This is a genomic window from Kitasatospora sp. NPDC094016 (genome assembly GCF_040304045.1).
In the GTDB taxonomy this organism is placed as follows: domain Bacteria; phylum Actinomycetota; class Actinomycetes; order Streptomycetales; family Streptomycetaceae; genus Kitasatospora.
This window is the reverse complement of sequence record NZ_JBEOUK010000006.1, coordinates 142249-166875: the sequence shown is the minus strand read 5'-3', so window position 1 is coordinate 166875 and position 24627 is coordinate 142249. Positions and strand designations below refer to the sequence as shown.

Sequence of the window (24627 nt, the reverse complement as noted above, 5' to 3'; positions counted from 1 at the left end):
GCACCGGCCAACCTTCAACCGCACCCCAACCAGGAGTTCCGCCATGGCCTTCACTGCCGGCATGCCTTCGGGAGTCGAGCCGACGGCCGCCGTGACCGCAGCCGCCAGCGGTACCGAGTCGGTCGGCCTGGACCTGCCTTACCGGGCCGAGTCCGTGTCTGCCGCTCGTCGGCTGGTGCGCGTGCAGCTGGCGGTCCGGGGTCTGGATCACCTGGTCGAGGACGCCCAGGTGATCGTCTCGGAGCTGGCGACCAATGCGGCCAAGACCGGGTGCCGACTGCGGATGCGAGTCGAGATCGAACGGCTCACCGAGCAGGCGGTCCAGATCCGTGTCACCGACGGCTGCCGCGTCCTGCCGGTCATGGTCAAGGCCGATGGGCAGGACGAGGGCGGCCGGGGCATCGCTTTGATCCACCACCTCACTGGCGGCCATTGGGGCGCTGACCAACTGCCGAACGGCAAGACCGTCCACGCCGAACTGGGGGCTGTGGCATGAGCACCCGGCACCGCGGCCCCGACCGCGAGCTGCTGGGCGACGCCATGAAGGCCCTCGTGGTGTCCGGTCACCTCGTCGTGCTCGGTCTGCTCGGCTACCTGGTCGAGCACCAACCGCCTCAGTACCAACCGCGTGCCGCAGCCAGTGCGCTGGACACCGACCCGGGTACCGAATCCCTTGACCCAGCGAGGAGCCAGCACGATGCAGACCCTGGCCCGCTACCGGTGCCGCATCGCCCGCCGTCCGAACACGGTGGTTGTGCAGCCCGACGGCTTCTGCAATCTCAACTGCACCTACTGCTACCTGCCCGACCGAGGCCGGCGCACGCCGATGCCGGTGGCGGTCGCCGAGGCGGTGGCCCGCTCGATCGCCGAGTTCGCCGACACCACGGCCTCCTCGCCCATCGAGGTCCTGTGGCACGCGGGCGAGCCGCTGGCCGTTGGGCGGAAGCGGTTGGCCGAGTTGTTGGCCCCGTTCGAGCCGCTGCGACAGGCCGGCCTGGTTGAGCACTCGGTGCAGACCAACGCGGTGCTGATCAACCCGGCCTGGTGCGATTTCCTGACCGAGTACGGGTTCCGGATCGGGGTGAGCATCGACGGCCCGGCCGCCCTCAACCGTCAGCGCGTCGACTGGGCCGGACGCCCGGCCTTCGACCGGATCATGAAGGGCATCGGCTGCCTTCGGGAGCACGAGGTCCGGTTCTCCGCGATCGCAGTCGTCAGCGCCGAGAGCATCCTCAACCCGGAAGGGCTGCTGGACTTCATGGCGGGCCTGGGCTGCCACAGCGTCGGGCTGAACATGGAGGAGACCGAGGGCGTCAACACCGGCCGGGCGGTGCCCACCGTCGAACAGGCCCGCGAGTTCTGGCGCCGCACCATCGCCTGGTCGAGGCGACACCGTGAGCTGACCGTTCGCGAGGTCGACCGGCTGGGCAGCTATCTGAGTTCCGCCCGCGCCAACGGTCTGGCCGCGTGGGACGACGCGCTGATCGACCCGATCCCGACCGTCTCCGCTGCCGGGGACGTGGTCCTGCTCTCGCCCGAGCTCGCGGGCATCAGCGACCCGGCATACAACGACTTCCGGGCCGGCAACGTCTTGGAGCTGACCATCGGCTCCATGCTGGACCGCGCGCACCACCTGCGGTACGTGCGCGAGTTCCTGACCGGCCTGGACGAGTGCGAGGCCCGGTGCGAGTTCTTCGGCTTCTGCCGGGGAGCCCAGGCTGGCAATCGCTACTTCGAGAACGGGCGCCTGGACACCACCGAAACCAACTACTGCCGCGTGTCCAGGCAGGCCCTCGTCACCGCACTGTCCGATACCGTCCGAGAGGAGCAACCAGCATGACCATCCTCGAACTGTTGGCCGCCACCGATTCCCCCGTGGTGGCCGACCTGACGTCTGGTCACCCGGTCACGGTTGCCAAGTTCGACAACCGACCGACGTGGGACAACGTCGGCTCGTCGTTCGACAACCGGCCCACCTGGGACAACAAGACCAGCAAGTAGCACCACCTGAGCACCCGGGCCCGCACCGCGCGGTGCGGGCTCGGCCCTACAGAGCGGAGCCCCACCCGTGGACAGCATCACCTTCGGCCGCGTCACCGTCACCCTGCCCGCCCTGGACGAGCCCGGCCTCTACCTGTCCAACGTCACCTCCCTGGACTCCGCCCGGGGCATCGTCCAGGACTTTCAGTACGGCGACGCCGACTTGCGAGACCTGGACCTGGCCGACATCAGCCTCATCACCGGCCGCGTCAGGGGGCTGCGGGCTGATCGCGTCCAGCTCGACAAGGTCCGCCTGGACTCCGTCGAGTTCGACACTTGCGATCTGGCCACCGCCCGCATCGCCGACAGCAAGCTGTCCCGCGTCGTCTTCCGCAACTGCAAGATCATGGGTGCCAGCCTCACCGGCGTGGCCCTGGACAACGTGCTCTTCGAGAACTGCAGGCTCGACTACGCGAGCTTCGAGCAGGTCCGGGCCACCGGGCCGGTCGCGTTCTCCAAGTGCGTGCTCACCGAGGCATCGTTCACCGGCTGCGACCTGACCGGAGCGGTCCTGGACGCGTGCGCACTGCGGCTGACCGAGTTCGGACGGGGCAAGTACCAGGGCCTGGACCTGCGCGGCAACGACCTGGCCTCGCTGCGGGGTGTCGCCCACCTCGCCAAGGTGGTCATCGACCGGGCCCAGCAGGCCGAGCTCGCCGAAGCCCTGATCGCGGAGCTGGACGTGACCTTCGGCGACACCATGACCCAGCGCCGGTGACCCGAACCGGGAGGAGCCCGGATTGAACCTCGCCATCGCCCACACCGACCCCGCCGCCCTCATCGCCCGTTGCGAGACCGCTGGGGTCCGCATCGCAGGCAGTGAGCCGGAGTATGAGTCAGGGGCTGTCCTGCCTGCCGGCCCCTGGCAGCCGCTGACGGCCGAGCTGGCCGCACGGCTCATGCCCAGTGCCCGGACCGCCGACGGCACGCTGGTCGAGCTGGTCAAGCTCCCCGACTGCCCGGTGCCCGCGAGTCTGGCGGCGCTGGCCGACCCGCTCGGAGATCCGGACGCCGTTCACCTCGGCCAGGCCGCCAGCCCCGCCAAGGCCCTGACAACCACGCCCAACTATCAGGACGGCCGCTGCATCGGACTGCACGTCGACAACTGGGACCGCTTGGACTACGAGTCCAAGCACACCGGCCGACGGCGCCTGTGCTTCAACCTCGGCCCTGGAACCCGTTACCTCCTGCTCGCCGACATCGACATCCGCACCATCTGCCGCACCCTCTACGCCGACCCCGCCGGCCGCTACCCGCACACCGACGACCTGCGGGCCTACGTCGCCGGTCGGCAGCCGCTGCGGGTCTTCCGCATCCGCCTCGACCCGGGCGAAGGCTACATCGCACCCACCGAACTGCTGCCCCACGACGGCTCGACCGAGGGCCAACCCGAGCCGTCCACGGCAGCGTTCTGGCTCGGCCATTGGCCGCGCGGCAGCCTGTCCGCTCTGGTCTGACCGCTGGTGAATGGAACTGGGCAAGCCGGTGGCTTGCCCTTCCTGTACGGGGTGCCGGGGCGCCGTGCGCCGGTGCGCAGGTCGGTCGCTATGCGGCGTAGGTGGCTCCGTCGAACAATTGCTGCACACCTTTAGACCTCCCCCACCCTTGATCACCGAGACGTTTCCGCTGGACGAGGAAGGTGACCACTACTGCCGCGTTGGGACAGACGATGTGCTGTTCGTCGTTGAGAATGCCACCACGTGGTGGTCGCTGGTCGAGAGTCTCCCGGACGACCACCGACTTGGCTATGTGGCCTGGGGGTTGGGCGGCACCTTCCGGGCATCGATCCGCGTTATCAAAGCCAAGCACCACATCACGCAGATTAGGTACTTCGGCGATCTAGACACCAGCGGACTGCGGATCCCCTTGAGAGCTTCGACCACCGCAGTCGAGCTGGGGCTTCCCTCGGTACAGCCTGCAGAGCAGCTCTACCGGGTGCTTCAGTTGTTGGGACGGCCGCGTCCAGCTGCGGCGAAAGAAGCATCGGTCGGCGTCGGCACTGCCGACGAATTAGCCAAATGGCTTCCCGCGCAGTGCCGGGGGAGCGCCGCGCAGCTGCTGCTGGAAGGAAACCGGCTGGCGCAGGAGTGGGTGAGCTACCGCTACCTGCGGCAGTCCACCGATTGGCACTGTGATGTGCGCTGACCTTGCACATCGTGCTTGCCCTTCCGACAGGAGCTTCCTCGGTCGACCAACCGTACGCTGATGACATCGAACAATGCACCTGTCCGAGGTCTGGAGTGCAACTCGGATCGCCGTGCCGCTTGCGCGGTGTCGCGGTTGCTCCGGCTGGCGGCGGTCCGGGCCCTCAAGGCCCGGCTAACCTCGGCTTGCCGGGCACCAGAATGGCTGAGCGTCAGCTGATCGACATTCGGCGGTTTCATGCGTCGGCAAGCTAGCAGCAGCAACTGCAAAAGCCGCAGCGAGGACAGTGTCGTCACGTTGCCACGCGCTGTCTCGATGAATGGAAACTGCCCTACATACGTGGTCCGCTCCTGGCCTGCGGGAGGGTGTCGAGGAGGCGGGTGAGGGAGGTGCCGAGGCCCCAGCGGGCTGAGAGCTCCTCCAACGCCATGGGGTCGAGGGGTTCGTGGGGGAGGGCGGGGTCGAAGTCGGGGAGGGGGGCGTCGGGGGCGACGCGGACGACGGTGGGGGCGACGTCGAGGTAGGCGGCGCCTTCGACGATGTTGCGGCGGCGGGCCGGGGTGAGCTTGGAGAGCGGGTCCGCGGCGGCGGCGCGGATGGCGGCGAGGTCGCCGTATTCGTTGATCAGTTGGGCGGCGGTCTTCTCGCCGATGCCCTTGACACCGGGCAGGCCGTCGCTCGGGTCCCCGCGCAGGGCGGCCATGTCGGCGTACCGGGCGCCGCGTACGCCGTACTTCTCCAGGAGCAGCGCGTCGTCGGTGATCTGCAGGTTGCCCATGCCCTTGACCGGGTAGAGCACGGTGATCTCGCGGGCGTCGTCGACCAGTTGGAACAGGTCGCGGTCGCCGGTGACGATCTGCACGGGCCCCTGGGCGCGGGCGGTGAGGGTGCCGATCACGTCGTCGGCCTCGTAGCCGGGGGAGCCGACGCGGGCGATGCCGAGCGCGTCCAGCACCTGTTCGATCACCGGGACCTGGGGGGCCAGCGTGTCCGGCACCTCCTCCTCGCCGTCCTGGGCCGCTTCGGCGACCCGGTGGGTCTTGTACGAGGGGAGGAGGTCGACCCGCCACTGCGGGCGCCAGTCGGCGTCCATGCAGGCGACGAGGTGGTCGGGGCGGTGGTCGTGGACCAGCCGGGCGATGAAGTCCAGCAGGCCGCGGACGGCGTTGACGGGTTCGCCCTGCGGGGAGCGCAGGGTGTCCGGCACGCCGTAGTAGGCCCGGAAGTACAGGCTGGCGGAGTCGAGGAGCATCAGTCGCGGTGCGGTCACGTGTCAGATCATGCCGCACCGCGACGACAGGAGGGCGGCTTCAGTGCTCGTGCGGGCCGGCGCGGTGGACCGGGCCGTGTGCGTCGGCGCAGTGTTCGGCGGGCTGTTCGCCGGGGGCAGCGATCTGGAGCAGGGCGCCGGCCTCGTCCTCGCCGACGTGGTCGACCTGGAGCGTGCTGTGGGTGATGCCGTACTCGTCGGCCAGTCCGCGCTGGAGTTCGCGCCGGACGGCGTGGCAGTCGCCGCCGGGGGTGACCAGGATGTGCGCGGACAGGGCCGGCTGGTTGGAGGTGATCTCCCAGATGTGCAGGTCGTGGATCTCCTCGACCAGCGGTTGGGCGACCATCCGGTCGGCCACCGCGTCCGGGTCGATGCCGGCCGGGGCGGCCTCCAGGAAGATCCGCCCGGAGTCGCGGACCAGGCCGATGCCGGCCTTGAGCATGAGCGCGACCACGACCAGCGAGGCGATCGCGTCGGCCCGGACGAAGCCGGTGGTCAGCATGACGGCGCCGGCGACGGCGGTGGCGATGAACGCGTACAGGTCGGTGAGCACGTGCTGGAAGGCGCCCTCGACGTTGAGCGAGCTGCGGTTGGCCTTCGACATGCACCAGGCGGCGGCCAGGTTGACCACGATCCCGATCAGCGCGGTGACCAGCACCAGCGAGCCGGCGACCTCCGGCGGTTCGAACAGCCGGGTGACGGCCTCGTAGCCCAGCCAGGCGGACAGCACCAGCAGGGTGACGCCGTTGGCCTGCGCGGACAGGATCTCGGCGCGCTTGAGGCCGTACGTGTAGCCGCCGCGGGCCGGGCGGGCGGCGAGGCGCATCGCGACCAGCGCGAGGACGATCGAGGCGGCGTCGGTGAGCATGTGCGCCGCGTCGGAGATCAGGGCCAGGGACTTCGCGGCGAAGCCGACGACGACCTCGCCGGCCATGAAGACGACGATGAGCGTGAGGGCGCCGAGCAGCCAGCGGCGGTCGGCGTCGGCGGCGACACCGTGCGAGTGGCCGCCGTGGCCGCCGTGTCCGCCGTGCCGGTGTCCGCCGTGGTCGTGCGCGTGCTTGTGGTCATGCGCATGATCAGTGTGGGAATGCTCGTGCCCGGCCATCGAAGTCCTCTCTGGACGCACGGGTGGGGAGGGGAGGGGCGCGATCGCCCTGCACCCGAAGTGAACCGCAGAACGGACAAAGATCCAAAGGCTGTACTGGTGACCGTTGTCGTTGCCGTTGAGCGGCCGTTCCGAGGGGGCGGGCGCGCCCCGGCTACCCGATCAGCGCGGTGTCCAACTGCGCCGCGGTGGCCGCCCGCACCAGGGCCTGCATCACCCGCAGGTCGTCCCCCTGCTCCGGGTGCCACTGCACGCCCAGGGTGAACCCCGGGCCCTCGACCGCCTCGACCGTCCCGTCCGGCGCGTGGGCCGAGACCCGCAGGCCCGCCCCGACCCGGTCGACAGCCTGGTGGTGGAAGGTCGGCACCTCCACCTCGCTCTCCGGCAGCAGCCCGCCGAGCAGCGTCCCCGGCACCGGCCGCACCAGGTGCGTCCCGTAGCCGCCACCCGCGCCGCCGTGGACGTCCACCGGCACGACGTCCGGCAGGTGCTGGACGAGGGTCCCGCCGCAGACGACGTTGAGCACCTGCATGCCCCGGCAGATCCCCAGCAGCGGCATCCCGGCCGCCAGGGCCGCCCGCAGCAGGGCCGACTCCCACCGGTCCCGTTCGGGGGAGTCGACCTCGGTGCGGGGGTGGGCGGGCTGACCGTAGTAGGCGGGGTCGATGTCGGGCCCGCCCGCGATGACGAGGGCGTCGAGCCGGGCGAGCACCTCGGGTGCGCGGTCGGGGGAGTCGGGCGGGAGCAACACCGCGATCCCGCCGGACTCCTGGACGTACGCGGTGTACCGCTCGGGCACCAGGGCCACCCGGCGGCCCTGCCAGTTGCTCCAACTCGCGTCGACCAGGTAGGTGCTGACGCCGATGAAAGGCCTGCGATCCATGGCGGGCATTCTCCACCCGCACCGCCTGATCCCCCGTCAACCACGCATGTCGGCGCGCCACACCTGTCCGCCCTCTTCCGCGCCGTCCGCCGCAGGCCGTACGGTTCGCTGTGACCGCTTGAACTCGAAGAGTGATCGTGGAGGGTTCCGTCATGCCCGAGAACGCCGCCGCGGGCGTGCCGCCCCGGGCGCCGCTGACCCTGGACGAACTGCGCATGCTGGTGGACACCGGCGAGGTCCACACCGTGGCGCTGGCGTTCACGGACATGCAGGGGCGCCTGCAGGGCAAGCGCTTCGCCGCCCGCTTCTTCCTGGACGAGGTGGTCGAGCACGGCGCCGAGGCCTGCGACTACCTGCTCGCCGTGGACGTCGACCTGAACACCGTCGACGGTTACGCCTTCTCCTCCTGGGCCACCGGCTACGGCGACTTCGCGATGCGACCCGACCTCGGCACCCTGCGGCTGACCCCCTGGCAGCCGGGCACCGCGCAGGTGACCGCGGACCTGGCCCGGCACGGCGGCCACCCGGTGGACGCGGCCCCCCGCCAGCTGCTGCGCCGCCAGATCGCGCGCCTGGCGGAGTACGGGCTGGCCGCCGACATCGGCACCGAGCTGGAGTTCCTGGTGTTCCGGGACACCTACGAGCAGGCCTGGCTGGGCGGTTACCGCGGCCTGACGCCGGCGAACCTGTACAACGTGGACTACTCGATGCTGGGCACCGCCCGGGTCGAGCCGCTGTTGTCCCGGATCCGCAACGAGATGGCGGGCGCCGGTCTGGTGGTGGAGTCGGCCAAGGGCGAGTGCAACCTCGGCCAGCACGAGATCGCCTTCCGCTACGCGGACGCGCTGACCACCTGCGACCAGCACAGCGTCTACAAGACGGGCGCGAAGGAGATCGCCGCGCAGCAGGGGTGCGCGCTGACCTTCATGGCCAAGTACAACGAGCGCGAGGGCAACAGCTGCCACATCCACCTGTCGCTGCGCGACGCGGTGGGCGCGCCGGCCTTCGCCGACCGGGACGGACGGATGACCGACACCATGCGGCACTTCCTGGCCGGCCAGCTGACGGCGCTGCGCGAGTTCAGTCTGCTGTACGCGCCGAACATCAACTCCTACAAGCGCTACCGCCAGGGCTCGTTCGCCCCGACGGCGGTGGCCTGGGGCCGGGACAACCGGACCTGCGCCTACCGGGTGGTCGGCCACGGCCCGGGCCTGCGGATGGAGAACCGGGTGCCGGGCGGGGACGTCAACCCGTACCTGGCGGTGGCCGGGATGATCGCGGCCGGCCTGCACGGGCTGCAGCGGAAGCTGGAGCTGCCGGCACCGTGCCTGGGCAACGCCTACGCCGTCGAGGAGTACGCCCGGGTGCCCGGTTCGCTGCGCGAGGCCGCGGAGTTGTGGGGCGACAGCGAGCTGGCCCGGGTGGCCTTCGGCGACGACGTGGTCGAGCACTACCTGAACATGGCCCGGGTGGAGCAGTGCGCCTTCGACGGCACCGTCACCGACTGGGAGCGCTACCGATCCTTCGAACGGATGTGAGGCCGATGACAGACCCCACCGACCCCACCGTCAGCACCGTCCGCAATCCCGCCACCGGCGAGGTGCTCGCCACCGTCCCGGACACCACCGCTGGGCAGGTGGACGCGGCGGTCCAGCGCGCGTCGAAGGCGCAGCCGGCCTGGGCGGCGCTGGCACCGGGCGAACGGGCCCGGCTGCTGCGCCGGTTCGCCGACCAGGTCGAGGTGCACGTGCCGGAACTGGCCGCACTGGAGGTGCGCGAGGCCGGGCACACCGTGGCCAACGCCCGCTGGGAGGCCGGCAACGTCCGGGACCTGCTGGAGTACGCGGCCGGAGGAGTGGAACGCCTGACCGGCCGCCAGATCCCGGTGGCCGGCGGCCTGGACGTGACCTTCCACGAGCCGGTCGGCGTGGTCGGGGTGATCGCGCCGTGGAACTTCCCGATGCCGATCGCCGCCTGGGGCTTCGCCCCGGCCCTGGCGGCAGGCAACGCCGTCCTGCTCAAGCCCGCCGAGGCGACCCCGCTCACCGCGCTGCGGCTGGCCGAACTCGCCCTGGCGGCAGGGCTGCCCGAGGGCCTGTTCCAGGTGCTGCCGGGCCCGGGCGGGACGACCGGCCGGGCCCTGGTGGACCACCCGGCGGTCCGCAAGATCGTCTTCACCGGCTCGACCGTGGTCGGCAAGGAGGTGGCCGCCCGCTGCGCGGCCCGGGCCAAGCGGGTCACCCTGGAGCTGGGCGGCAAGAGCCCCAGCATCGTCTTCGCCGACGCCGACCTGGCCCGCGCTGCGGACCCGATGTCCTTCGCCGACAACAGCGGCCAGGACTGCTGCGCCCGCAGCCGGATCCTGGTCCAGCGCGAGGCGTACGACGACTTCCTGGCGCTGCTGCTGCCCGCCGTCGAGGCGCTGCGCACCGGCGACCCGGCGGACCCGGAGACCCGGCTGGGCCCGCTGATCTCGGCCGCCCAGGTGCGCCGGGTCGCCTCCTACGTCACCCCGGACCTGCCGGTGCTGGCCCGCGGCGCGGTCCCGGACGGGCCCGGCTACTGGTACCCGCCGACGGTGATCGCGCCGGCCGACCCGGAGGTGCCGGCGGTCACCGAGGAGATCTTCGGCCCCGTCGCCGCCGTGCTGCCGTTCACCGACGAGGCGGACGCGCTGCGGCTGGCCAACGCCACCCGCTACGGCCTGTCCGGCTCGATCTGGACCAGGGACCTCGGCCGGGCGCTGCGGCTGGCCCGCGGCGTCGCGGCGGGCAACCTGTCGGTCAACTCGCACTCCTCGGTGCGGTACTGGACGCCGTTCGGCGGCTACGGCGAGTCCGGGGTCGGCCGGGAGCTGGGGCCGGACGCGCTGCGCCACTTCACCGAGACCAAGAACGTCTTCATCCACAGCGAGGAGTAGCAGCCGATGACCGAGAACGACGCACCGGTGTGCCGCCGCCTGGTCGGCCGCACCGCCGTGATCACCGGCGCCGGCAGCGGGATCGGCCTGGCGGCGGCCCGCCGGCTCGCCTCGGAGGGCGCGAAGGTGGTCTGCGCGGACCTGGACGAGCAGTCCGGGCGGGCGGCCGCCAAGGAGGTCGGCGGCCTGTTCGTGCACACCGACGTCACCGACCCGTACATGGTCGAGGCGCTGTTCGACGAGGCGTACGAGACGTACGGGAGCGTGGACGTCGCGTTCAACAACGCGGGCATCTCGCCGCCGGAGGACGACTCGATCCTGACCACCGGCCTGGACGCCTGGCGCAAGGTCCAGGAGGTCAACCTGACCTCGGTGTTCCTGTGCTGCAAGGCCGCGCTGCCGTACATGCGGCGGCACGGACGGGGCTCGATCATCAACACGGCCAGCTTCGTGGCCCGGATGGGCGCGGCCACCTCGCAGATCTCGTACACCGCCTCCAAGGGCGGGGTGCTGGCGATGTCCCGGGAACTGGGCGTGCAGTTCGCCCGGGAGGGGATCCGGGTGAACGCGCTGTCACCGGGGCCGGTGGACACCCCGCTGCTGCGGGAGCTGTTCGCCACGGACCCGGAGCGAGCCGCCCGCCGGCTGGTGCACGTCCCGCTGGGCCGGTTCGCCCGGGCCGAGGAGATCGCCGCCGCGGTGGCCTTCCTGGCGAGCGACGACTCGTCCTTCATCACGGCGAGCGAGTTCCTGGTGGACGGCGGCATCTCGGGCGCCTACGTGACCCCGTTGTAGCCCCGGGCGGGCCGACAGTCCTGAGCGTGCCCGACGCACCCCTTCTCACCGTAATCTCATCGAAAACCACCGGAATTCGAGGCCGCGCTGATTTCGCGTTTATCCGCGTGCCTTTAGATTCTCTGTTGTGAGCGAGCAGATTCCCGCCGGGTGGTACCCGGACCCGAAGGACACCGGCGGCGACCCGAGGCCGCAGCGCTGGTGGGACGGCAGGGGTTGGACGGCCAGCACCCGGCCCGCACCCTCGGACGCCCCGGAGCCGGTGCCCCCGGCGGCCGGGGCTCCGGGGCCGGTGCCGGCCGACGAGACCACGGTGCTGCAGGGCGAGGTGCTGGGTAGCGGGCCGACCGTCCGCTACCCGGAGCCGCCGCCCTTCGGCACCGCCTACGGCCACGAGGCACCGCCGCCGCGCAAGCCCCGGCGCCGGCCGTCCCCGATGGTGATCGCCGCCACCGTCGCGGCGCTGCTCGGCCTGGGCACCGGCTCCGGGATCACCTTCCTGGCGATGGACGGCAACAGCGACAACCGCCCCCAGCGCAGCGCCCGGCAGGCCGTGCCGAACGGCGAGAACGGCCCCTGGAACGGCTTCCCGGGCCTCGGCGGCAACGGGAACGGCGGGAACGGCGGCAACGGGAACGGCAACGGCAACAACGGGAACGGCAACAACGGGAACGGCAACAACAACAACGGCGGTAGCGGCGACGGCAGCAACGGGACCGGTGGCAACGGCGGGCCCGGTGGGAACGGCGGGAGCGGCGGCAGCGGCAAGACCAGGCCCGGCGGCGGGAACGCGATCGACCTGGTGAACGGGCTCACCCTGCCCGTCCCCTCCGGCTGGCAGGGCGGCTACACCTCCGACGGCTACGCCTCGGTCGTCGTCGGCCCGTACCAGTGTCCGGACGGCAACGGCTCGTGCACCCTCGGCGGGGTGACCACCGGCCGGATCGACGGCGGCGGCACCGACGCCCAGGCGGCCGCCAAGGCCGACATCGAGAAGGCGGCCAAGGACTCGTACGGCGCCATCACCGGGCACCAGGAGCTGAAGTCCGAGGCGGTCAAGGTCAACGGCCAGGACGGTTACCTGGTCCGCTGGAAGGTCGACGCTCCCAAGGGCAACAACGGCTACGTGCAGACGGTGGTCTTCCCGTCCACCGACGGCAAGTCGCTGATCTCCGTGCACTTCGGCTTCGACATCGCCGACAAGGCGCCGGACCTCGGCCTGATGGACACCATCGTCAACGGCATCGCCGACTTCAAGGGCAAGCTGCCGTCCATCCCGGGCGGCGGGCTTCCCGGCGGCGCCACCGGTGGCACCGGCGGCACCAGCACCTGAGCCACCCGCTCCTCACACGGCGGCGGCCCACCCGGAGAGCACTCTCCGGGTGGGCCGCCGCCGTTCGTTCCGGACGGGGTGGAGCCGCGGAACCGGGCCGGACGGGGGTTTGGCCGCCCCGGCCCCGCGTCCGGCGTCAGGAGTCGCGTCGAACAGCCTCGATGCGACGGCGCCGGAGCACCATGCCGGCCCAGCCGACGCTGATCGCGGCGGCGCCGGCCAGCAGCAGCGGGCCGGTGGCCGACGTGCCGACGGCCGCGGCGGCGGTCGGGATCACGGCGCCGGCCGGGGAGTTGGGGTCGCCGCCGTGGCCGTGGTGGGCGACCGTGGACTTGGACGCGTCGGCCGCGATCTGCGCGTCGCTGGGCGCGGCCGGGGCCTGCGCGGTGAGCGCCGAAACGGCCGGGGCACCGGCCGCGGTGGCCGCGCCGAAGTCGACGTCGGAGCAGCTGTAGAACGCCTCCGGGCTGTCGCTGCGCTGCCAGACCGTGTACAGCAGCTGGCGGCCGGTGCGCTGCGGCAGGGTACCGGCGTAGGTGTAGAAGCCGTTGGTGGCCGTGCGGTCGACCTGCACCTGGGCGACCGGTGTCGGGTCGAGGTCCGACCACTTCAGCGGCTTGGTCGGGTCGTAGCCCGGCTTGGTGATGTAGACGGTCTGGGTGCCCACGTGCGGCGCGGTGGTGCGGAACTGGAAGGTGAAGGCGCCCGCCTTGACCGCGGTGGCCGGCCAGTCGGTGCGCGGCCAGTCCAGGGCCTGGTACTTGTCGCGGTTGGCCGAGCAGAGCTTGCCGTCCGGGATCAGCGACTTGTGGTTGCCGGCCGCGTTGGCGATGTTGACCTCGTTCCAGTCGTACAGCGGCTGGGTGCCGCTGGCGGCGACGAGGTCCTTGCAGATCTGGGACACCGGGTGCTCGGGGCCCTCGGCGTAGCAGGCGGCGACCCGGCTGACCGGGTTGGTCATGGTGCCGTGGGCGCTGGCGGTGCCTGCGGTGGAAACGGCCACCGCGAGGGCGGCGACGCCGACCGCGCCGACGGACAGGGCACTTCGCTTGATGGACATGGGGTGGGGACTCCTTGACCGTCGTTCCGGGCGGGTGTGGGGGGAGCGGACACGCCTGCCCGTTCGGGGGTCGCCGGCCCGGACCGCGGACCCCTGGCCAGAGCGTATGATTGGTCTGGACCAGCTGGCAATAGTCGTGCGTGCCGCGCTTCCTGACGGACTGTAGGCCCCCGAACAGGGCAAAGGCCCGACGGAACGGCCGGGTTAGGCGTTCCATCGGGCCCGCTTAAGGCTCCGGAAAGGTCGTCGGACGGCCGTTCGGGCGGTCAGGCCGCCGTCGGCCGCCGACCGGTCACAGGAACGCCTTCCCCTCGCCCCGGTACGTCGGGACGGTCCGGACGATCCGGTCGCCCTCGATCAGGTGCAGTTCGGCGAAGCGCTCGCACAGTTCGCCGGCCTTGGCGTGCCGGAACCAGACCCGGTCGCCGATCAGCAGGTCGTCCGCGGCCGCGCCGAGCAGCGGGGTCTGCACCTCCCCGGCGCCCTCCATCGGGTCGTAGCGCAGCCCCTGCGGCAGGTACGGCACCGGCGAGCGGTCCGGGCCGGCCGGGCCGGAGGCGGGGTAGCCGCCGCCGAGCACCGTCACCACGCCGACGCCGGGGCGGCGCACCACCGGCTGGCCGAACAGTGCGGCCGGACGGCCTTGGAACGAGCGGTAGTTGTCGAACAGCCGGGGCAGGTAGAGCCCGGAGCCCGCCGCGACCTCGGTGACCGCGCGCTCGGCCACGGTGGACTCCACGCTGCCGGTGCCGCCGCCGTTGACGAACTCCAGCTCGGCCACCCGCCGCAGCCGCCGGACCACGGCCGCCCGCCGCTCGGCCAGTTCGGTCCTGGCCCTGGCCTGCATCAGCCGGATCAGCTGCGAGCGCAGCGGCCGGCCGGGCACCTGGTCGCCCACCCCGGCGACGTGCCCCTCGTAGGCCATCAGGCCGACCACCCGGAAGCCCCGGCGGTGCTGGACGAGTTCGGCGAAGGCGCCGAGGTCCTCGGGGGTGCGCAGCGGGGAGCGCCGGGCGCCCACCCTGACCCGCCCGCCGAGCAGGTGCAGCGCGGTGTCCAGCTCCAGGCAGACCCGCACCTCGGCGTCGCCGCCGCGGGCCTTGTCGATCAGGTCCAGCTGGGCGGGGTCGTCGAGGACGACGGTGACCTCGCGGGCGAGCGCCGGATCGGCGGTCAGCTCGGCGTAGGCGGCCCGGTCGGCGGACGGGTAGGCGAGCAGGACGTCGCGCACGCCGGTACGGGCCAGCCAGAGCGACTCGTCGAGGGTGTAGCTCATCACCCCGGCGAAGCCGTCCACGGCCAGCGCGCGGTCCAGCAGCGCCCGGCAGCGCACCGACTTGCTGGCCACCCGGATCGGCTTGCCGCCGGCCCGGCGCACCAGGTCGGCGGCGTTGGCGTCGAAGGCGGCGAGGTCGACGACGGCCACCGGCCCGTCCAGGTGCGCGGTGGCCCGGTCGTACCGGAGGCGGTCGGAGACCGGGGCGGGAGCGGTCGCGGGTGCGTCGAGGATCACCATGGGCGCAGGGTGCCACACCGCACTACCGGTGGGTAGGCCCCGCGTGCAGGGAAGTGGGGCGGCTCGCGCGCGGTGGCATAGGGTCGGGCGGGTGGACCGCAAAGACTTCTCCAACCCGGCGTTCGTCGGCAAGGCCATTCCGAACCCAGGCTTCTCCGACGACGACGGCACCGCCGACCCGGCGCTCGCCGAGGCCCTCGCCCGCTGGTCGCAGGACCGCGCGGCCGAGCCGGAGGTGCTGGCGGCGCTGGCCCCCACCCGGCTGATGGTCCCGATCGTCGCGATCCTCGGCGAGGTCGAGGTGGACGCGCACGGGCACAAGCACGAGAAGACCAGCGACATGGCCGTCCCGGTGCTGGAGGCCCCGGACGGGCGCCGCGCGCTGCCGGCCTTCACCTCGCTCGACTCGCTCGCCCGCTGGCGTGCCGACGCCCGCCCGGCGCCGACGGCGGCCCCGCAGGCCGCGATGGTCGCCTTCTCGGAGCGTGCCGACACCCTGCTGGTCGACCCGGCCGGGCCGGTGCCGTTCCAGCTGAGCGGCGCCCGGCTGCGGGCGCTCGCGGAGAACCGCCCGTTCCTGCCGCCGGTCCGGGATCCGGAGGTGCGCGAGGCGGTCCGCGGGCTGCTGGCGGCCGAGCCGCAGGTGCTCACCGGGCTGCTGGCGGCCTCGGAGGGCTCGGACGGGGTGCTCGCGGTGGTGTTCGACCCGGCGCTGGACCAGGACGGGCTGCAGGCGGCCGTGCAGCGGGTCGGGCGGGCGGTGGCCGCCGACCCGGTGCTGCGGGTGCGGCTGGACCGGGGGCTGGACCTCGCGGTGCTGCCGGCGAGCGCGGAGCTGCCGGGGGAGCCGCTCTACAAGCGGTAGGCAGCGGTGGGGAGTCGCAGGAAGTGCGTCGGGGGCGGTGCGTCGCGTGACGCACCGCCCCCGAGTCGCGTCCGGGTCAGGAGTAGACCGGCCCGGTGAACTTCTCGCCCGGGCCCGTGCCCGGCGCGTCCGGGACGATGGAGGCCTCGCGGAAGGCGAGCTGCAGCGAGCGCAGGCCGTCCCGCAGCGGCGCCGCGTGGAAGTTGCTGATCTCCGGGGCGCCGGCGGTGACCAGCCCGGCCAGCGCGGTGATCAGCTTGCGGGCCTCGTCGAGGTCCTTGTCCTTGTCCCCGCCCTCGGCCAGGCCGCACTTGACCGCGGCGGCGCTCATCAGGTGCACCGCGACGGTGGTGATCACCTCGACGGCCGGGACCTCGGCGATGTCCCGGGTGAGGTCGTCGAAGCCGATCGCGTCGTCGTCCGCGCCGGGGGTCTTGGTGGGCTCGCTGCTCAAGGGGGGCTCGTTCCGTCGTGCCGGTGTCCGTACCCCTGGAGCGTACAAGGGCCCTTCCGGAGCCGGACAAAGGTGGTTGAGGTGGGGCGGAATAGCGTTCGACTCCGCGGCGCTGTATGCTTCGAGACTGACCGGCCGGGATCCCGTATGGGCACCTGGCCAGCAAGTGGAGGCTCCACCCAGGAGGCCCGAGAGGGCAACCGCGAAAGTCTCCCACCTGGTCGACCTCAGGGTCGACGGGTCCCGGTCCGCGACGGGCGCCACGGCGTCGAGTCGCAGCAGCGCTCCTCACCAGGGTGTTGCCCCCGGATTGTGTGGAGCCCCGCTTGTACCGAGCGGGGCTTTTTTCGTGTCGCGGTGCACACGGTGCCGAACAGGTGCCGGGCAGCGCAGCACGAATGAAGCCCCGCCCAGTGGTCGAGTCCACTACGTGCGTCCGCCGTCCGACGGCCGCATCGCAGAAGGTGCAACCGAGGAGGCCCCATCAGCACCGAGCCCCGCATCAACGACCGGATTCGCGTCCCGGAGGTGCGACTCGTCGGTCCCAGCGGCGAGCAGGTCGGCATCGTGCCGCTTGCCAAGGCGCTGGAGCTCGCGCAGGAGTACGACCTCGACCTGGTCGAGGTCGCGGCGACCGCCCGGCCGCCGGTGTGCAAGCTCATGGACTACGGCAAGTTCAAGTACGAGTCGGCCATGAAGGCCCGTGAGGCGCGCAAGAACCAGGCGCACACGGTCATCAAGGAGATGAAGCTCCGGCCGAAGATCGACCCGCACGACTATGACACCAAGAAGGGTCACGTCGTCCGGTTCCTCAAGCAGGGCGACAAGGTCAAGATCACGATCATGTTCCGTGGTCGTGAGCAGTCCCGCCCCGAGCTGGGCTTCCGCCTGCTGCAGCGGCTCGCCGACGACGTCCAGGACCTGGGCTTCATCGAGTCGTCGCCGAAGCAGGACGGCCGAAACATGATCATGGTTCTTGGCCCGCACAAGAAGAAGACCGAGGCGATGGCCGAGGCCCGCGCCCTCGCCGACGCCCGCAAGGCCGAGCGTCAGGGCCGTACCCCCGGCTCCGACGCCGCCGCGGACGACGACCTGGACGACGACCTGCTGGTCGACGACGAGGTCGCCGATGACGAGGCCGCCGACGACGAGGTGACCGAGGCCGCCGAGGCACAGGACGCCCCGGCCGAGGCGCCGGCCGCCGAGGCCGACGCTCCGGTCGAGCAGCCGGCCGCCTCCCAGGGCGCCTGAGCCTTCACCGGCCAGGGCGGCCCGGGAGACCGGCCCCAAGGTGACGGGGCGCCCCGCCCGGTCACACAGATCCATCCAGTTCACGCCCGCGTGGCGCAGGCCGCGCGGGCGCGGACGGGACCGACGAGGAGATACGGCGAAATGCCGAAGCAGAAGACGCACAGTGGCGCCAGCAAGCGCTTCAAGATCAGTGGCTCCGGCAAGGTGCTCCGCGAGCGCGCCGGCCGCCGCCACCTCCTGGAGCACAAGCCCTCGACGCTGACCCGCAAGCTGGCCGGGACCGTCGAGCTGGCCCCCGCTGACGCCAAGAAGATCAAGAAGCTTCTCGGCAAGTGATCGCCCTCCCGCTCGGCGCGAGCCGTGAGCGGGTCAGCTGATCCTTCCCGACCCATTCGAATGACGGACCACGTGAAGTAGTCCGTGGTCCAACCCAAGGAGTAATCAAGTGGCACGCGTCAAGCGGGCAGTCAACGCCCACAAGAAGCGCCGGGTCATCCTGGAGCGCGCCAGCGGCTACCGTGGCCAGCGCTCGCGGCTGTACCGCAAGGCCAAGGAGCAGGTCACCCACTCGCTGGTCTACAACTTCAACGACCGCAAGAAGCGCAAGGGCGACTTCCGTCAGCTGTGGATCCAGCGCATCAACGCTGCGGCCCGTGCCAACGGCATCACCTACAACCGCTTCGTGCAGGGCCTGAAGGCCGCCAGCGTCGAGATCGACCGCAAGATGCTGGCCGACCTGGCCGTCAACGACCCGGGCGCGTTCGCGTCGCTGGTCGAGGTCGCCCAGAAGGCGCTGCCGGCCGACGTGAACGCCCCCAAGGCTGCCGCCGACGCCGCCTGATCTTCCGAGATCAGTCGAGCTCTGACCGGACCCGCAGGCTCCCTGCGGGTCCGGTTCTGCGTTTCCCCGGATCTTCAGCGCCGCCCGCCACAGAGAACGAGACCATGCCGAGCACCGACACCCCCCTGCTCACCTCCCTGCGCTCGCCGCGCGTCGTCGCCGCCCGCCGGCTCGCCAAGCGGAACCAGCGCACCAAGGAGCGCCGCTTCCTGGTCGAGGGCCCGCAGGCCGTCCGGGAGGCCGTCGCCTTCGGCCAGCTGCCGGGCTCGGCCGAGCACGCCGTGGTCGAGGTGTACGTGACCCCGGAGGCCGCCGAGCGGCACGCCGCCATCGTCGAGGCGACGCTGGCCGAGGGGCTGCCGGTGCTGACCGCCACCGACGAGGTGATCGCCGACATCTGCGACACGGTGACCCCGCAGGGCATCGTGGCGCTCTGCCGCTTCATCGACACTCCGTTCGCCGAGGTGCTCAAGGCCCGTCCCAAGCTCGTCGCGGTCCTCGCCCACGTCCGCGACCCCGGCAACGCCGGCACCGTGCTGCGCACCGCCGACGCGGCCGGCGCGGACGCCGTGGTGCTCACCGACGCCTCGGTGGACCTGTACAACCCGAAGGCCGTCCGGGCCTCCGTCGGCAGCCTGTTCCACCTGCCGGTGGCGGTCGGCGTGCCGGTCGAGGAGGCGGTCGCGCAACTGCGCGCGGCCGGCGTCCGGGTGCTGGCCGCGGACGGCGCGGGGGAGCGCGACCTGGACCAGGAGCTCGACGAGGGCACCCTGGGCGCGCCCGGCGCGTGGGTGTTCGGCAACGAGGCCTGGGGGCTTCCGGAGGAGACCCGCGCGCTGGCCGACGAGGTCGTGCGCGTCCCGATCCACGGGCACGCCGAGAGCCTCAACCTGGCCACCGCCGCGGCCGTCTGCCTGTACGCCTCGGCCCGGGCGCAGCGCTCGCCCGGCGGCTGCCGCTCGAACGCCTGACCCGTACGCTCCCGGCGGCACCGGCCGAGGGCCTACTACAGGGGGCTGCGAGGCGCTAGGGTCTGCCTCTGTGGGGGGAACGGCACGGTGGGTAATCGGGGAGGACACCCATGGTCGGCAGCGGGCCAGAGCTCGACCCGGACGACCTACCGGACGGCCTGGTGGTCGCGGATGCGCTGGGTCGGGTGGTCTGCTTCAACCGGGCCGCGGCCCGGCTCACCGGCCTGCCCCCGGAGGCCGCGCTCGGTAGCGGGCTGGAGGACGTCCTCCCACTGGAGGACCTGGACGGCCGCCGCTGGTGGCAGCTGACCGACCCGTACGGCGGCCTGGCCACCCGCACCGGCCAGCCGGAGCGCAACCTGCTGCTGCCCGGCGGCCGCGAGGTGCTGGTCTCCGCCCGGTACGTCCGGGAGGTGCCGCTGGGGCCGCCGCAGCGGGTGGTGGTCGCGTTGCGCGGCACCGAGGCCCGGCGCCGCACCGAGCGCAGCCACGCCGAGCTGATCGCCACCGTCGCCCACGAGCTGCGCTCGCCGCTCACCAGCGTCAAGGGCTTCACGGCGACGCTGCTGGCCAAGTGGGAGCGGTTCACCGACGGGCAGAAGCGGCTGATGCTGGAGACGGTGGACGCCGACGCCGACCGGGTCACCCGGCTGATCGCCGAGCTGCTGGACATCTCCCGGATCGACGCCGGCCGGCTGGAGCTGCGCAAGCAGGTCGTCGACCTGGCCGCCGCGGTGCGCCGGCACGTCGAGCGCAAGGTCGCCACCGGCATCCCCGAGGAGCGCTTCGACGTCCGGATCAGCGAGTCGCTGACCGTCCTGTGGGCCGACCCGGACAAGGTCGACCAGGTGCTGGCCAACCTGCTGGAAAACGCGGTGCGCCACGGCGAGGGAACTGTCACGATCGAGGTGGCACCGGCCAAGGAGGTCGTCGAGGCTCCCCTCTGGGAGCGTTCGGGCACCCCTCCCCGCATCGTGGAAGGAACCGCGGTCACCGTGAGCGACGAAGGAAGCGGCATCCCCGAGGAGTCGATGCCGCGCGTCTTCACCCGCTTCTGGCGCGGTTCCAAGCGCGGCGGCACCGGCCTGGGCCTGTACATCGTCAAGGGCATCGTGGAGGCCCACGGAGGCTCGATCCGGGTCGACCGGGCCCCCTGCGGCGGCGCCCGGTTCCGATTTATCCTGCCCGCCAGCGTTCCGGACTTCATGCTCTGAAGGAGCATGAACGCACGCTCCGGGGTCCGCTGGACGGGCTTCCAGGCAGTCGCGCTACGCGCTGCGACTACACTCGACCTTTGGCGTTGTGGGACGCCCTGTGCGGCTGAGCCGCGGACACCCCTCTTCCCCGTCGTACGGAGAACGGCTGCCCGTGCCCCGGCCACACCGGGCGTACCGCAGAGGCAGCCACCCTTACCTGAGCACGGACGAGCAGGAGCACGGGAAGATAGAGATGTCGGCACCCAACAAGTCGTACGACCCGGTCGAGGTCGAGGCCCTCAAGCCCGAGGTGGTGGAGCAGGCGCGGGACGAGGCCGTCGCCGCCTTCGCCGCCGCCAGCACGCTCGACGAGCTGAAGGAGGCCAAGGTCGCCCACACCGGCGACCGTTCCGCGCTCTCCCTCGCCAACCGCGAGATCGGCGCCCTGCCCCCGCACGCCAAGGCCGCCGCCGGCAAGCTGATCGGCCAGGCCCGCGGCGCCGTCAACAAGGCCCTCGCCAAGCGGCAGGCCGAGCTGGAGGCGGAGCGCGACGCCCGCGTGCTGGTCGAGGAGGCGGTGGACGTCACGCTGCCGTACGACCGCGCCCCGCGCGGTGCCCGGCACCCGCTGACCACCCTGGCCGAGCGCATCGAGGACACCTTCGTCGCGATGGGCTACCAGGTCGCCGAGGGCCCCGAGGCCGAGGCCGAGTGGCTGAACTTCGACGCCCTCAACCTGGGCCCGGACCACCCGGCCCGCTCGATGCAGGACACCTTCTTCGTACAGGCCCCGGACGGCTCCGCCGACTCCGGCGTGGTGATGCGCACCCAGACCTCCCCGGTCCAGGCCCGCACCCTGCTCGACCGCGAGCCCCCGGTCTACGTGGTCTGCCCCGGCCGCGTCTACCGCACCGACGAGCTGGACGCCACGCACACCCCGGTGTTCCGCCAGGTCGAGGGCCTCGCGGTGGACGAGGGCATCACCTTCGCCGACCTCAAGGGCACCATCGAGGTGCTGGTCGAGAAGCTGATCGGTGGCGGCCTGGAGCTGCGCTGGCGCCCCTCGTACTTCCCGTTCACCGAGCCGAGCGCCGAGATCGACCTGCAGTGCTTCGTGTGCCGCGGCGAGAGCGTCGGCAACCCGGACCGCCCCTGCCGGACCTGCTCCTCCGAGGGCTGGATCGAGCTCGGCGGCTGCGGTGTGGTCAACCCGCGCGTGCTGGTGGCCTGCGGCGTCGACCCCGACCGCTACAGCGGGTTCGCCTTCGGCCTGGGCCTGGAGCGGATCCTGATGAATCGTCACAACGTCGCCGACATGCGCGACATGGTCGAGGGTGACGTGCGCTTCACCCTCCCGTTCGGGATGGAGATCTGATGCGCGTCCCGCTTTCCTGGCTGCGTGAGTACGTCGACCTGCCGGCCGGCGAGACCGGCCGTGACGTGGCGGAGCGCCTGGTCCGGGCCGGCCTGGAGGTCGAGACCGTCGAGCAGCTCGGCGGCGACCTCAAGGGCCCGCTGGTGGTCGGCGAGGTGCTCTCCATCGAGCAGCTGACCGGCTTCAAGAAGCCGATCCGGCACTGCCTCGTCAACGTCGGCGACGCCAACGGCACCGGCGAGCCGCAGGAGATCGTCTGCGGCGCCACCAACTTCGCCGTCGGCGACAAGGTCGTCGTGGTGCTCCCGGGCGCCGTGCTGCCCGGTCCCTTCCCGATCGCGGCCCGCCAGACCTACGGCCGCACCTCGGCCGGCATGATCTGCTCGGCCCGCGAGCTCGGCATGGGCGACGACCACGACGGCATCATCGTGCTCCCGCCGGAGTTCGAGCCCGGCACCGACGCGATCGAGCTGCTCCAGCTGGTCGACGAGGTGCTGGACATCGCCGTCACCCCGGACCGCGGCTACTGCCTGTCGCTGCGCGGCGTCGCCCGCGAGGCCGCCGCCGCGTACGGGCTGCCGCTGGCCGACCCGGCGCTGCTCGACGTGCCGCCGGCCAACTCCTTCGGCTACCTGGTCAAGGTCAACGACCCGGCCGGCTGCGACCGCTTCGTGGCCCGCACGGTCGTCGGCATCGACCCGACCGCCAAGTCCCCGATCTGGCTGCAGCGCCGCCTCCAGAAGGCCGGCATCCGCCCGATCTCGCTGACCGTCGACATCACCAACTACGTGATGCTGGAGGTCGGCCAGCCGCTGCACGCCTACGACAAGCAGCGCGTGAGCGGCCCGATCACGGTCCGCCGGGCGGAGCAGGGCGAGAGCCTCACCACCCTCGACGGCGTGCAGCGCAAGCTCTCCGCCGAGGACCTGCTGATCTGCGACAACAGCGGTCCGATCGGCCTGGCCGGCGTCATGGGCGGCGCCTCCACCGAGATCCTCGACCCGGCCGCCGGCCCGGGCACCACCGAGGTGATCATCGAGGCGGCGCACTTCGAGCCGGTCGCCATCGCCCGCGCCGCCAAGCGGCACAAGCTGCCTTCCGAGGCGTCCAAGCGCTTCGAGCGCGGCGTCGACCCGGAGGCCGCCCGCGCGGCCGCCCAGCGCGCCGTCGACCTGCTGGTCCTGATCGCCGGGGGCACCGCCGAGGCCGGGGTCACCGACATCGCCGCCCCGCACCCGGTGCGCACCATCACCATCTCCGCCGACCTGCCCGACCGGGTCGCAGGCACCGTGTACGGCCGCGAGACCGTGACCCGGCGCCTCCAGGAGATCGGCTGCTCGGTCGCCGGCGCCGACGTCCTGGAGGTCACCCCGCCGACCTGGCGCCCCGACCTCACCGACCCGTACGACCTCGCGGAGGAGGTCATCCGGCTGGAGGGCTACGACAACGTCCCCGCCCGGATGCCCGACGTGCCCCCGGGCAAGGGCCTGACCGAGGCCCAGCGCGTCCACCGCCGGATCGGCGTCGCGCTGGCCGGGGCCGGCTACGTCGAGGTCAACAACTACCCGTTCCTCGGCGAGAGCGCCTTCGAGGCGCTCGGCCTGGAGCCGGACGACCGGCGCCGGCGCACCGTCAAGCTGGTCAACCCGCTCAACGACGAGGAGCCGGCGCTGCGCACCACGCTGCTGCCGGGCCTGCTCGGCTCGCTGCGGCGCAACGTCGGCCGCGGCAACACCGACCTGGCGATCTACGAGACCGGCACCGTCTTCCTGCCCAAGGACGAGCTGTCCGTGGCCCCGCGCCCGGCCGTCGACCGCCGGCCCAGCGCCGAGGAGCTGGCCGCGCTGGACGCCGCGCTGCCGGACCAGCCGCGCCGGGTCGCCGTCGCCCTCGCGGGCGAGCGGCTGCCGTCCGGCTGGTGGGGCCAGGGCGCCGGGGCGTCCTGGGCGGACGCCGTCGAGGCGGCCCGTACGGTGGCCCGCGCGGCCGGCGTCGAGCTGACCGTCCGGCAGGGGCAGCGGGCGCCGTGGCACCCGGGCCGCTGCGCCGAGCTGGTCGTCACCGGCACCGACCGGGTGGTCGGCCACGCCGGTGAGCTGCACCCGCGCGTCGTCAAGGCGCTCGGCCTGCCGGCCCGCACCAGCGCGATGGAGATCGACGTCGACCTGCTCACCGCGGACGGCGCCGAGAAGGTCAACGGCCCTGCGGTCTCCGGCTTCCCGGTGGCCACCCAGGACGTCGCGCTGATCGTCGACGCCGCCGTTCCGGCCGCCGATGTGGAGGCCGCGCTGCGCTCCGGCGCGGGCGAACTGCTGGAGGCCATCCGGCTGTTCGACGTCTTCACCGGCGAGCAGGTCGGCGAGGGCCGCAAGTCGCTGGCGTACGCGCTGCGCTTCCGCGCCGCGGACCGCACGCTGACCGCCGACGAGGCGACCGCCGCCCGCGAGGCGGCCGTCGCCGAGGCCGTCGCCCGCACCGGCGCGGTGCTGCGCGGCGCCTGATCCCGTCGGGCCCCAGGGCCCCGTCCGGACCTCGGTCCGGACGGGGCCCTTCGCGTTGCCCGGAGCCCGCTCCGGGGCCTCTGGTCCGACCTGCGTCTTTGAA

The 24627-nt window shown here is 72.3% G+C and carries 24 protein-coding genes; 18 read left to right on the top strand and 6 right to left on the bottom strand.

Annotated elements, in window-relative coordinates; genetic code table 11:
* Window positions 1-43 precede the first annotated feature (43 nt).
* The 6 genes from ABT015_RS08695 to ABT015_RS08670 all read left to right on the top strand — a co-directional run bounded on the left by ABT015_RS08695 (window position 44) and on the right by ABT015_RS08670 (window position 4185).
* Window positions 44-496 (top strand): ATP-binding protein, encoded by a 453-nt coding sequence (locus tag ABT015_RS08695; protein WP_350877948.1) that lies wholly within the window; start codon window positions 44-46, stop codon window positions 494-496.
* A 201-nt stretch (window positions 497-697) separates the two neighbouring features.
* Complete coding sequence (amcB, locus tag ABT015_RS08690; protein ID WP_350877947.1) at window positions 698-1840, top strand: cyclophane-forming radical SAM peptide maturase AmcB; 1143 nt, start codon at window positions 698-700, stop codon at window positions 1838-1840.
* Window positions 1837-2001: a multiple cyclophane-containing RiPP AmcA gene (gene amcA, locus ABT015_RS08685; RefSeq protein ID WP_350877946.1), complete on the top strand. Its 165-nt coding sequence runs from the start codon at window positions 1837-1839 to the stop codon at window positions 1999-2001. The genes amcB and amcA overlap by 4 nt, the downstream gene beginning before the upstream one ends.
* Window positions 2002-2068: 67 nt before the next feature.
* Window positions 2069-2758 carry a pentapeptide repeat-containing protein gene (locus ABT015_RS08680; RefSeq protein ID WP_350877945.1) on the top strand — a complete coding sequence of 230 codons (690 nt, stop codon included), beginning with the start codon at window positions 2069-2071 and terminating at the stop codon, window positions 2756-2758.
* Between the two features lie 22 nt (window positions 2759-2780).
* On the top strand, window positions 2781-3497 hold the full coding sequence (locus ABT015_RS08675) for a hypothetical protein (protein ID WP_350877944.1): 717 nt from the start codon (window positions 2781-2783) through the stop codon (window positions 3495-3497).
* Between the two features lie 148 nt (window positions 3498-3645).
* A complete protein-coding gene (locus ABT015_RS08670; RefSeq protein WP_350877943.1) occupies window positions 3646-4185 on the top strand; it encodes a Wadjet anti-phage system protein JetD domain-containing protein in 540 nt (179 codons plus the stop codon).
* A 331-nt stretch (window positions 4186-4516) separates the two neighbouring features.
* Here the strand turns inward: ABT015_RS08670 and ABT015_RS08665 are convergent, their stop codons facing one another.
* The 3 genes from ABT015_RS08665 to ABT015_RS08655 all read right to left on the bottom strand — a co-directional run bounded on the left by ABT015_RS08665 (window position 4517) and on the right by ABT015_RS08655 (window position 7446).
* Window positions 4517-5437: a 5'-3' exonuclease gene (locus ABT015_RS08665; protein ID WP_350878046.1), complete on the bottom strand. Its 921-nt coding sequence runs from the start codon at window positions 5435-5437 to the stop codon at window positions 4517-4519.
* A gap of 58 nt (window positions 5438-5495) precedes the next feature.
* Entirely contained in the window at window positions 5496-6563 is a 1068-nt protein-coding gene (locus ABT015_RS08660) for a cation diffusion facilitator family transporter (protein WP_350877942.1), read from the bottom strand.
* Window positions 6564-6717: 154 nt separating this feature from the next.
* The gene (locus ABT015_RS08655; RefSeq protein ID WP_350877941.1) at window positions 6718-7446 is read right to left on the bottom strand and encodes a gamma-glutamyl-gamma-aminobutyrate hydrolase family protein; all 729 of its coding nucleotides are present in this window, start codon (window positions 7444-7446) and stop codon (window positions 6718-6720) included.
* 152 nt (window positions 7447-7598) lie between these two features.
* On the opposite strand from ABT015_RS08655, the gene ABT015_RS08650 reads away from it, so the two are divergent.
* The 4 genes from ABT015_RS08650 to ABT015_RS08635 all read left to right on the top strand — a co-directional run bounded on the left by ABT015_RS08650 (window position 7599) and on the right by ABT015_RS08635 (window position 12494).
* Window positions 7599-8984 carry a glutamine synthetase family protein gene (locus ABT015_RS08650; RefSeq protein WP_350877940.1) on the top strand — a complete coding sequence of 462 codons (1386 nt, stop codon included), beginning with the start codon at window positions 7599-7601 and terminating at the stop codon, window positions 8982-8984.
* A gap of 5 nt (window positions 8985-8989) precedes the next feature.
* A complete protein-coding gene (locus ABT015_RS08645) occupies window positions 8990-10366 on the top strand; it encodes an aldehyde dehydrogenase family protein (protein WP_063346867.1) in 1377 nt (458 codons plus the stop codon).
* A 6-nt stretch (window positions 10367-10372) separates the two neighbouring features.
* Window positions 10373-11161, top strand: coding sequence for a 3-oxoacyl-ACP reductase (locus tag ABT015_RS08640; protein WP_350877939.1), 789 nt, complete (start codon window positions 10373-10375; stop codon window positions 11159-11161).
* 127 nt (window positions 11162-11288) lie between these two features.
* Window positions 11289-12494, top strand: a complete 1206-nt coding sequence (locus tag ABT015_RS08635) for a DUF2510 domain-containing protein (RefSeq protein WP_350877938.1) — start codon at window positions 11289-11291, stop codon at window positions 12492-12494.
* Window positions 12495-12630: 136 nt separating this feature from the next.
* On the opposite strand, the gene ABT015_RS08630 is transcribed toward ABT015_RS08635, so the two are convergent.
* Both ABT015_RS08630 and ABT015_RS08625 read right to left on the bottom strand, forming a co-directional pair.
* Window positions 12631-13554: a lytic polysaccharide monooxygenase auxiliary activity family 9 protein gene (locus ABT015_RS08630; protein WP_350877937.1), complete on the bottom strand. Its 924-nt coding sequence runs from the start codon at window positions 13552-13554 to the stop codon at window positions 12631-12633.
* A gap of 292 nt (window positions 13555-13846) precedes the next feature.
* Window positions 13847-15070, bottom strand: a complete 1224-nt coding sequence (locus tag ABT015_RS08625) for an alanine racemase (protein ID WP_350877936.1) — start codon at window positions 15068-15070, stop codon at window positions 13847-13849.
* 91 nt (window positions 15071-15161) lie between these two features.
* Here ABT015_RS08625 and ABT015_RS08620 point away from each other — a divergent pair, with 91 nt between their 5' ends.
* Complete coding sequence (locus ABT015_RS08620) at window positions 15162-15935, top strand: SseB family protein (protein WP_350877934.1); 774 nt, start codon at window positions 15162-15164, stop codon at window positions 15933-15935.
* 76 nt (window positions 15936-16011) lie between these two features.
* On the opposite strand, the gene ABT015_RS08615 is transcribed toward ABT015_RS08620, so the two are convergent.
* On the bottom strand, window positions 16012-16389 hold the full coding sequence (locus tag ABT015_RS08615) for a DUF1844 domain-containing protein (protein WP_350877933.1): 378 nt from the start codon (window positions 16387-16389) through the stop codon (window positions 16012-16014).
* A 483-nt stretch (window positions 16390-16872) separates the two neighbouring features.
* Between ABT015_RS08615 and infC the strand changes: the two genes are divergently transcribed.
* The 7 genes from infC to pheT all read left to right on the top strand — a co-directional run bounded on the left by infC (window position 16873) and on the right by pheT (window position 24524).
* Entirely contained in the window at window positions 16873-17640 is a 768-nt protein-coding gene (infC, locus tag ABT015_RS08610) for a translation initiation factor IF-3 (protein ID WP_350878045.1), read from the top strand.
* A 141-nt stretch (window positions 17641-17781) separates the two neighbouring features.
* Window positions 17782-17976, top strand: a complete 195-nt coding sequence (rpmI, locus tag ABT015_RS08605; RefSeq protein ID WP_030055648.1) for a 50S ribosomal protein L35 — start codon at window positions 17782-17784, stop codon at window positions 17974-17976.
* Between the two features lie 109 nt (window positions 17977-18085).
* Window positions 18086-18481, top strand: a complete 396-nt coding sequence (gene rplT, locus ABT015_RS08600; RefSeq protein ID WP_030055649.1) for a 50S ribosomal protein L20 — start codon at window positions 18086-18088, stop codon at window positions 18479-18481.
* A gap of 104 nt (window positions 18482-18585) precedes the next feature.
* The gene (locus ABT015_RS08595) at window positions 18586-19452 is read left to right on the top strand and encodes a TrmH family RNA methyltransferase (protein WP_350877932.1); all 867 of its coding nucleotides are present in this window, start codon (window positions 18586-18588) and stop codon (window positions 19450-19452) included.
* 110 nt (window positions 19453-19562) lie between these two features.
* Entirely contained in the window at window positions 19563-20666 is a 1104-nt protein-coding gene (locus ABT015_RS08590) for a sensor histidine kinase (protein ID WP_350877931.1), read from the top strand.
* Window positions 20667-20901: 235 nt separating this feature from the next.
* Window positions 20902-22023 (top strand): phenylalanine--tRNA ligase subunit alpha, encoded by a 1122-nt coding sequence (gene pheS / locus ABT015_RS08585; protein WP_350877930.1) that lies wholly within the window; start codon window positions 20902-20904, stop codon window positions 22021-22023.
* Window positions 22023-24524 carry a phenylalanine--tRNA ligase subunit beta gene (pheT, locus tag ABT015_RS08580; protein WP_350877929.1) on the top strand — a complete coding sequence of 834 codons (2502 nt, stop codon included), beginning with the start codon at window positions 22023-22025 and terminating at the stop codon, window positions 24522-24524. The genes pheS and pheT overlap by 1 nt, the downstream gene beginning before the upstream one ends.
* Window positions 24525-24627: the final 103 nt, after the last annotated feature.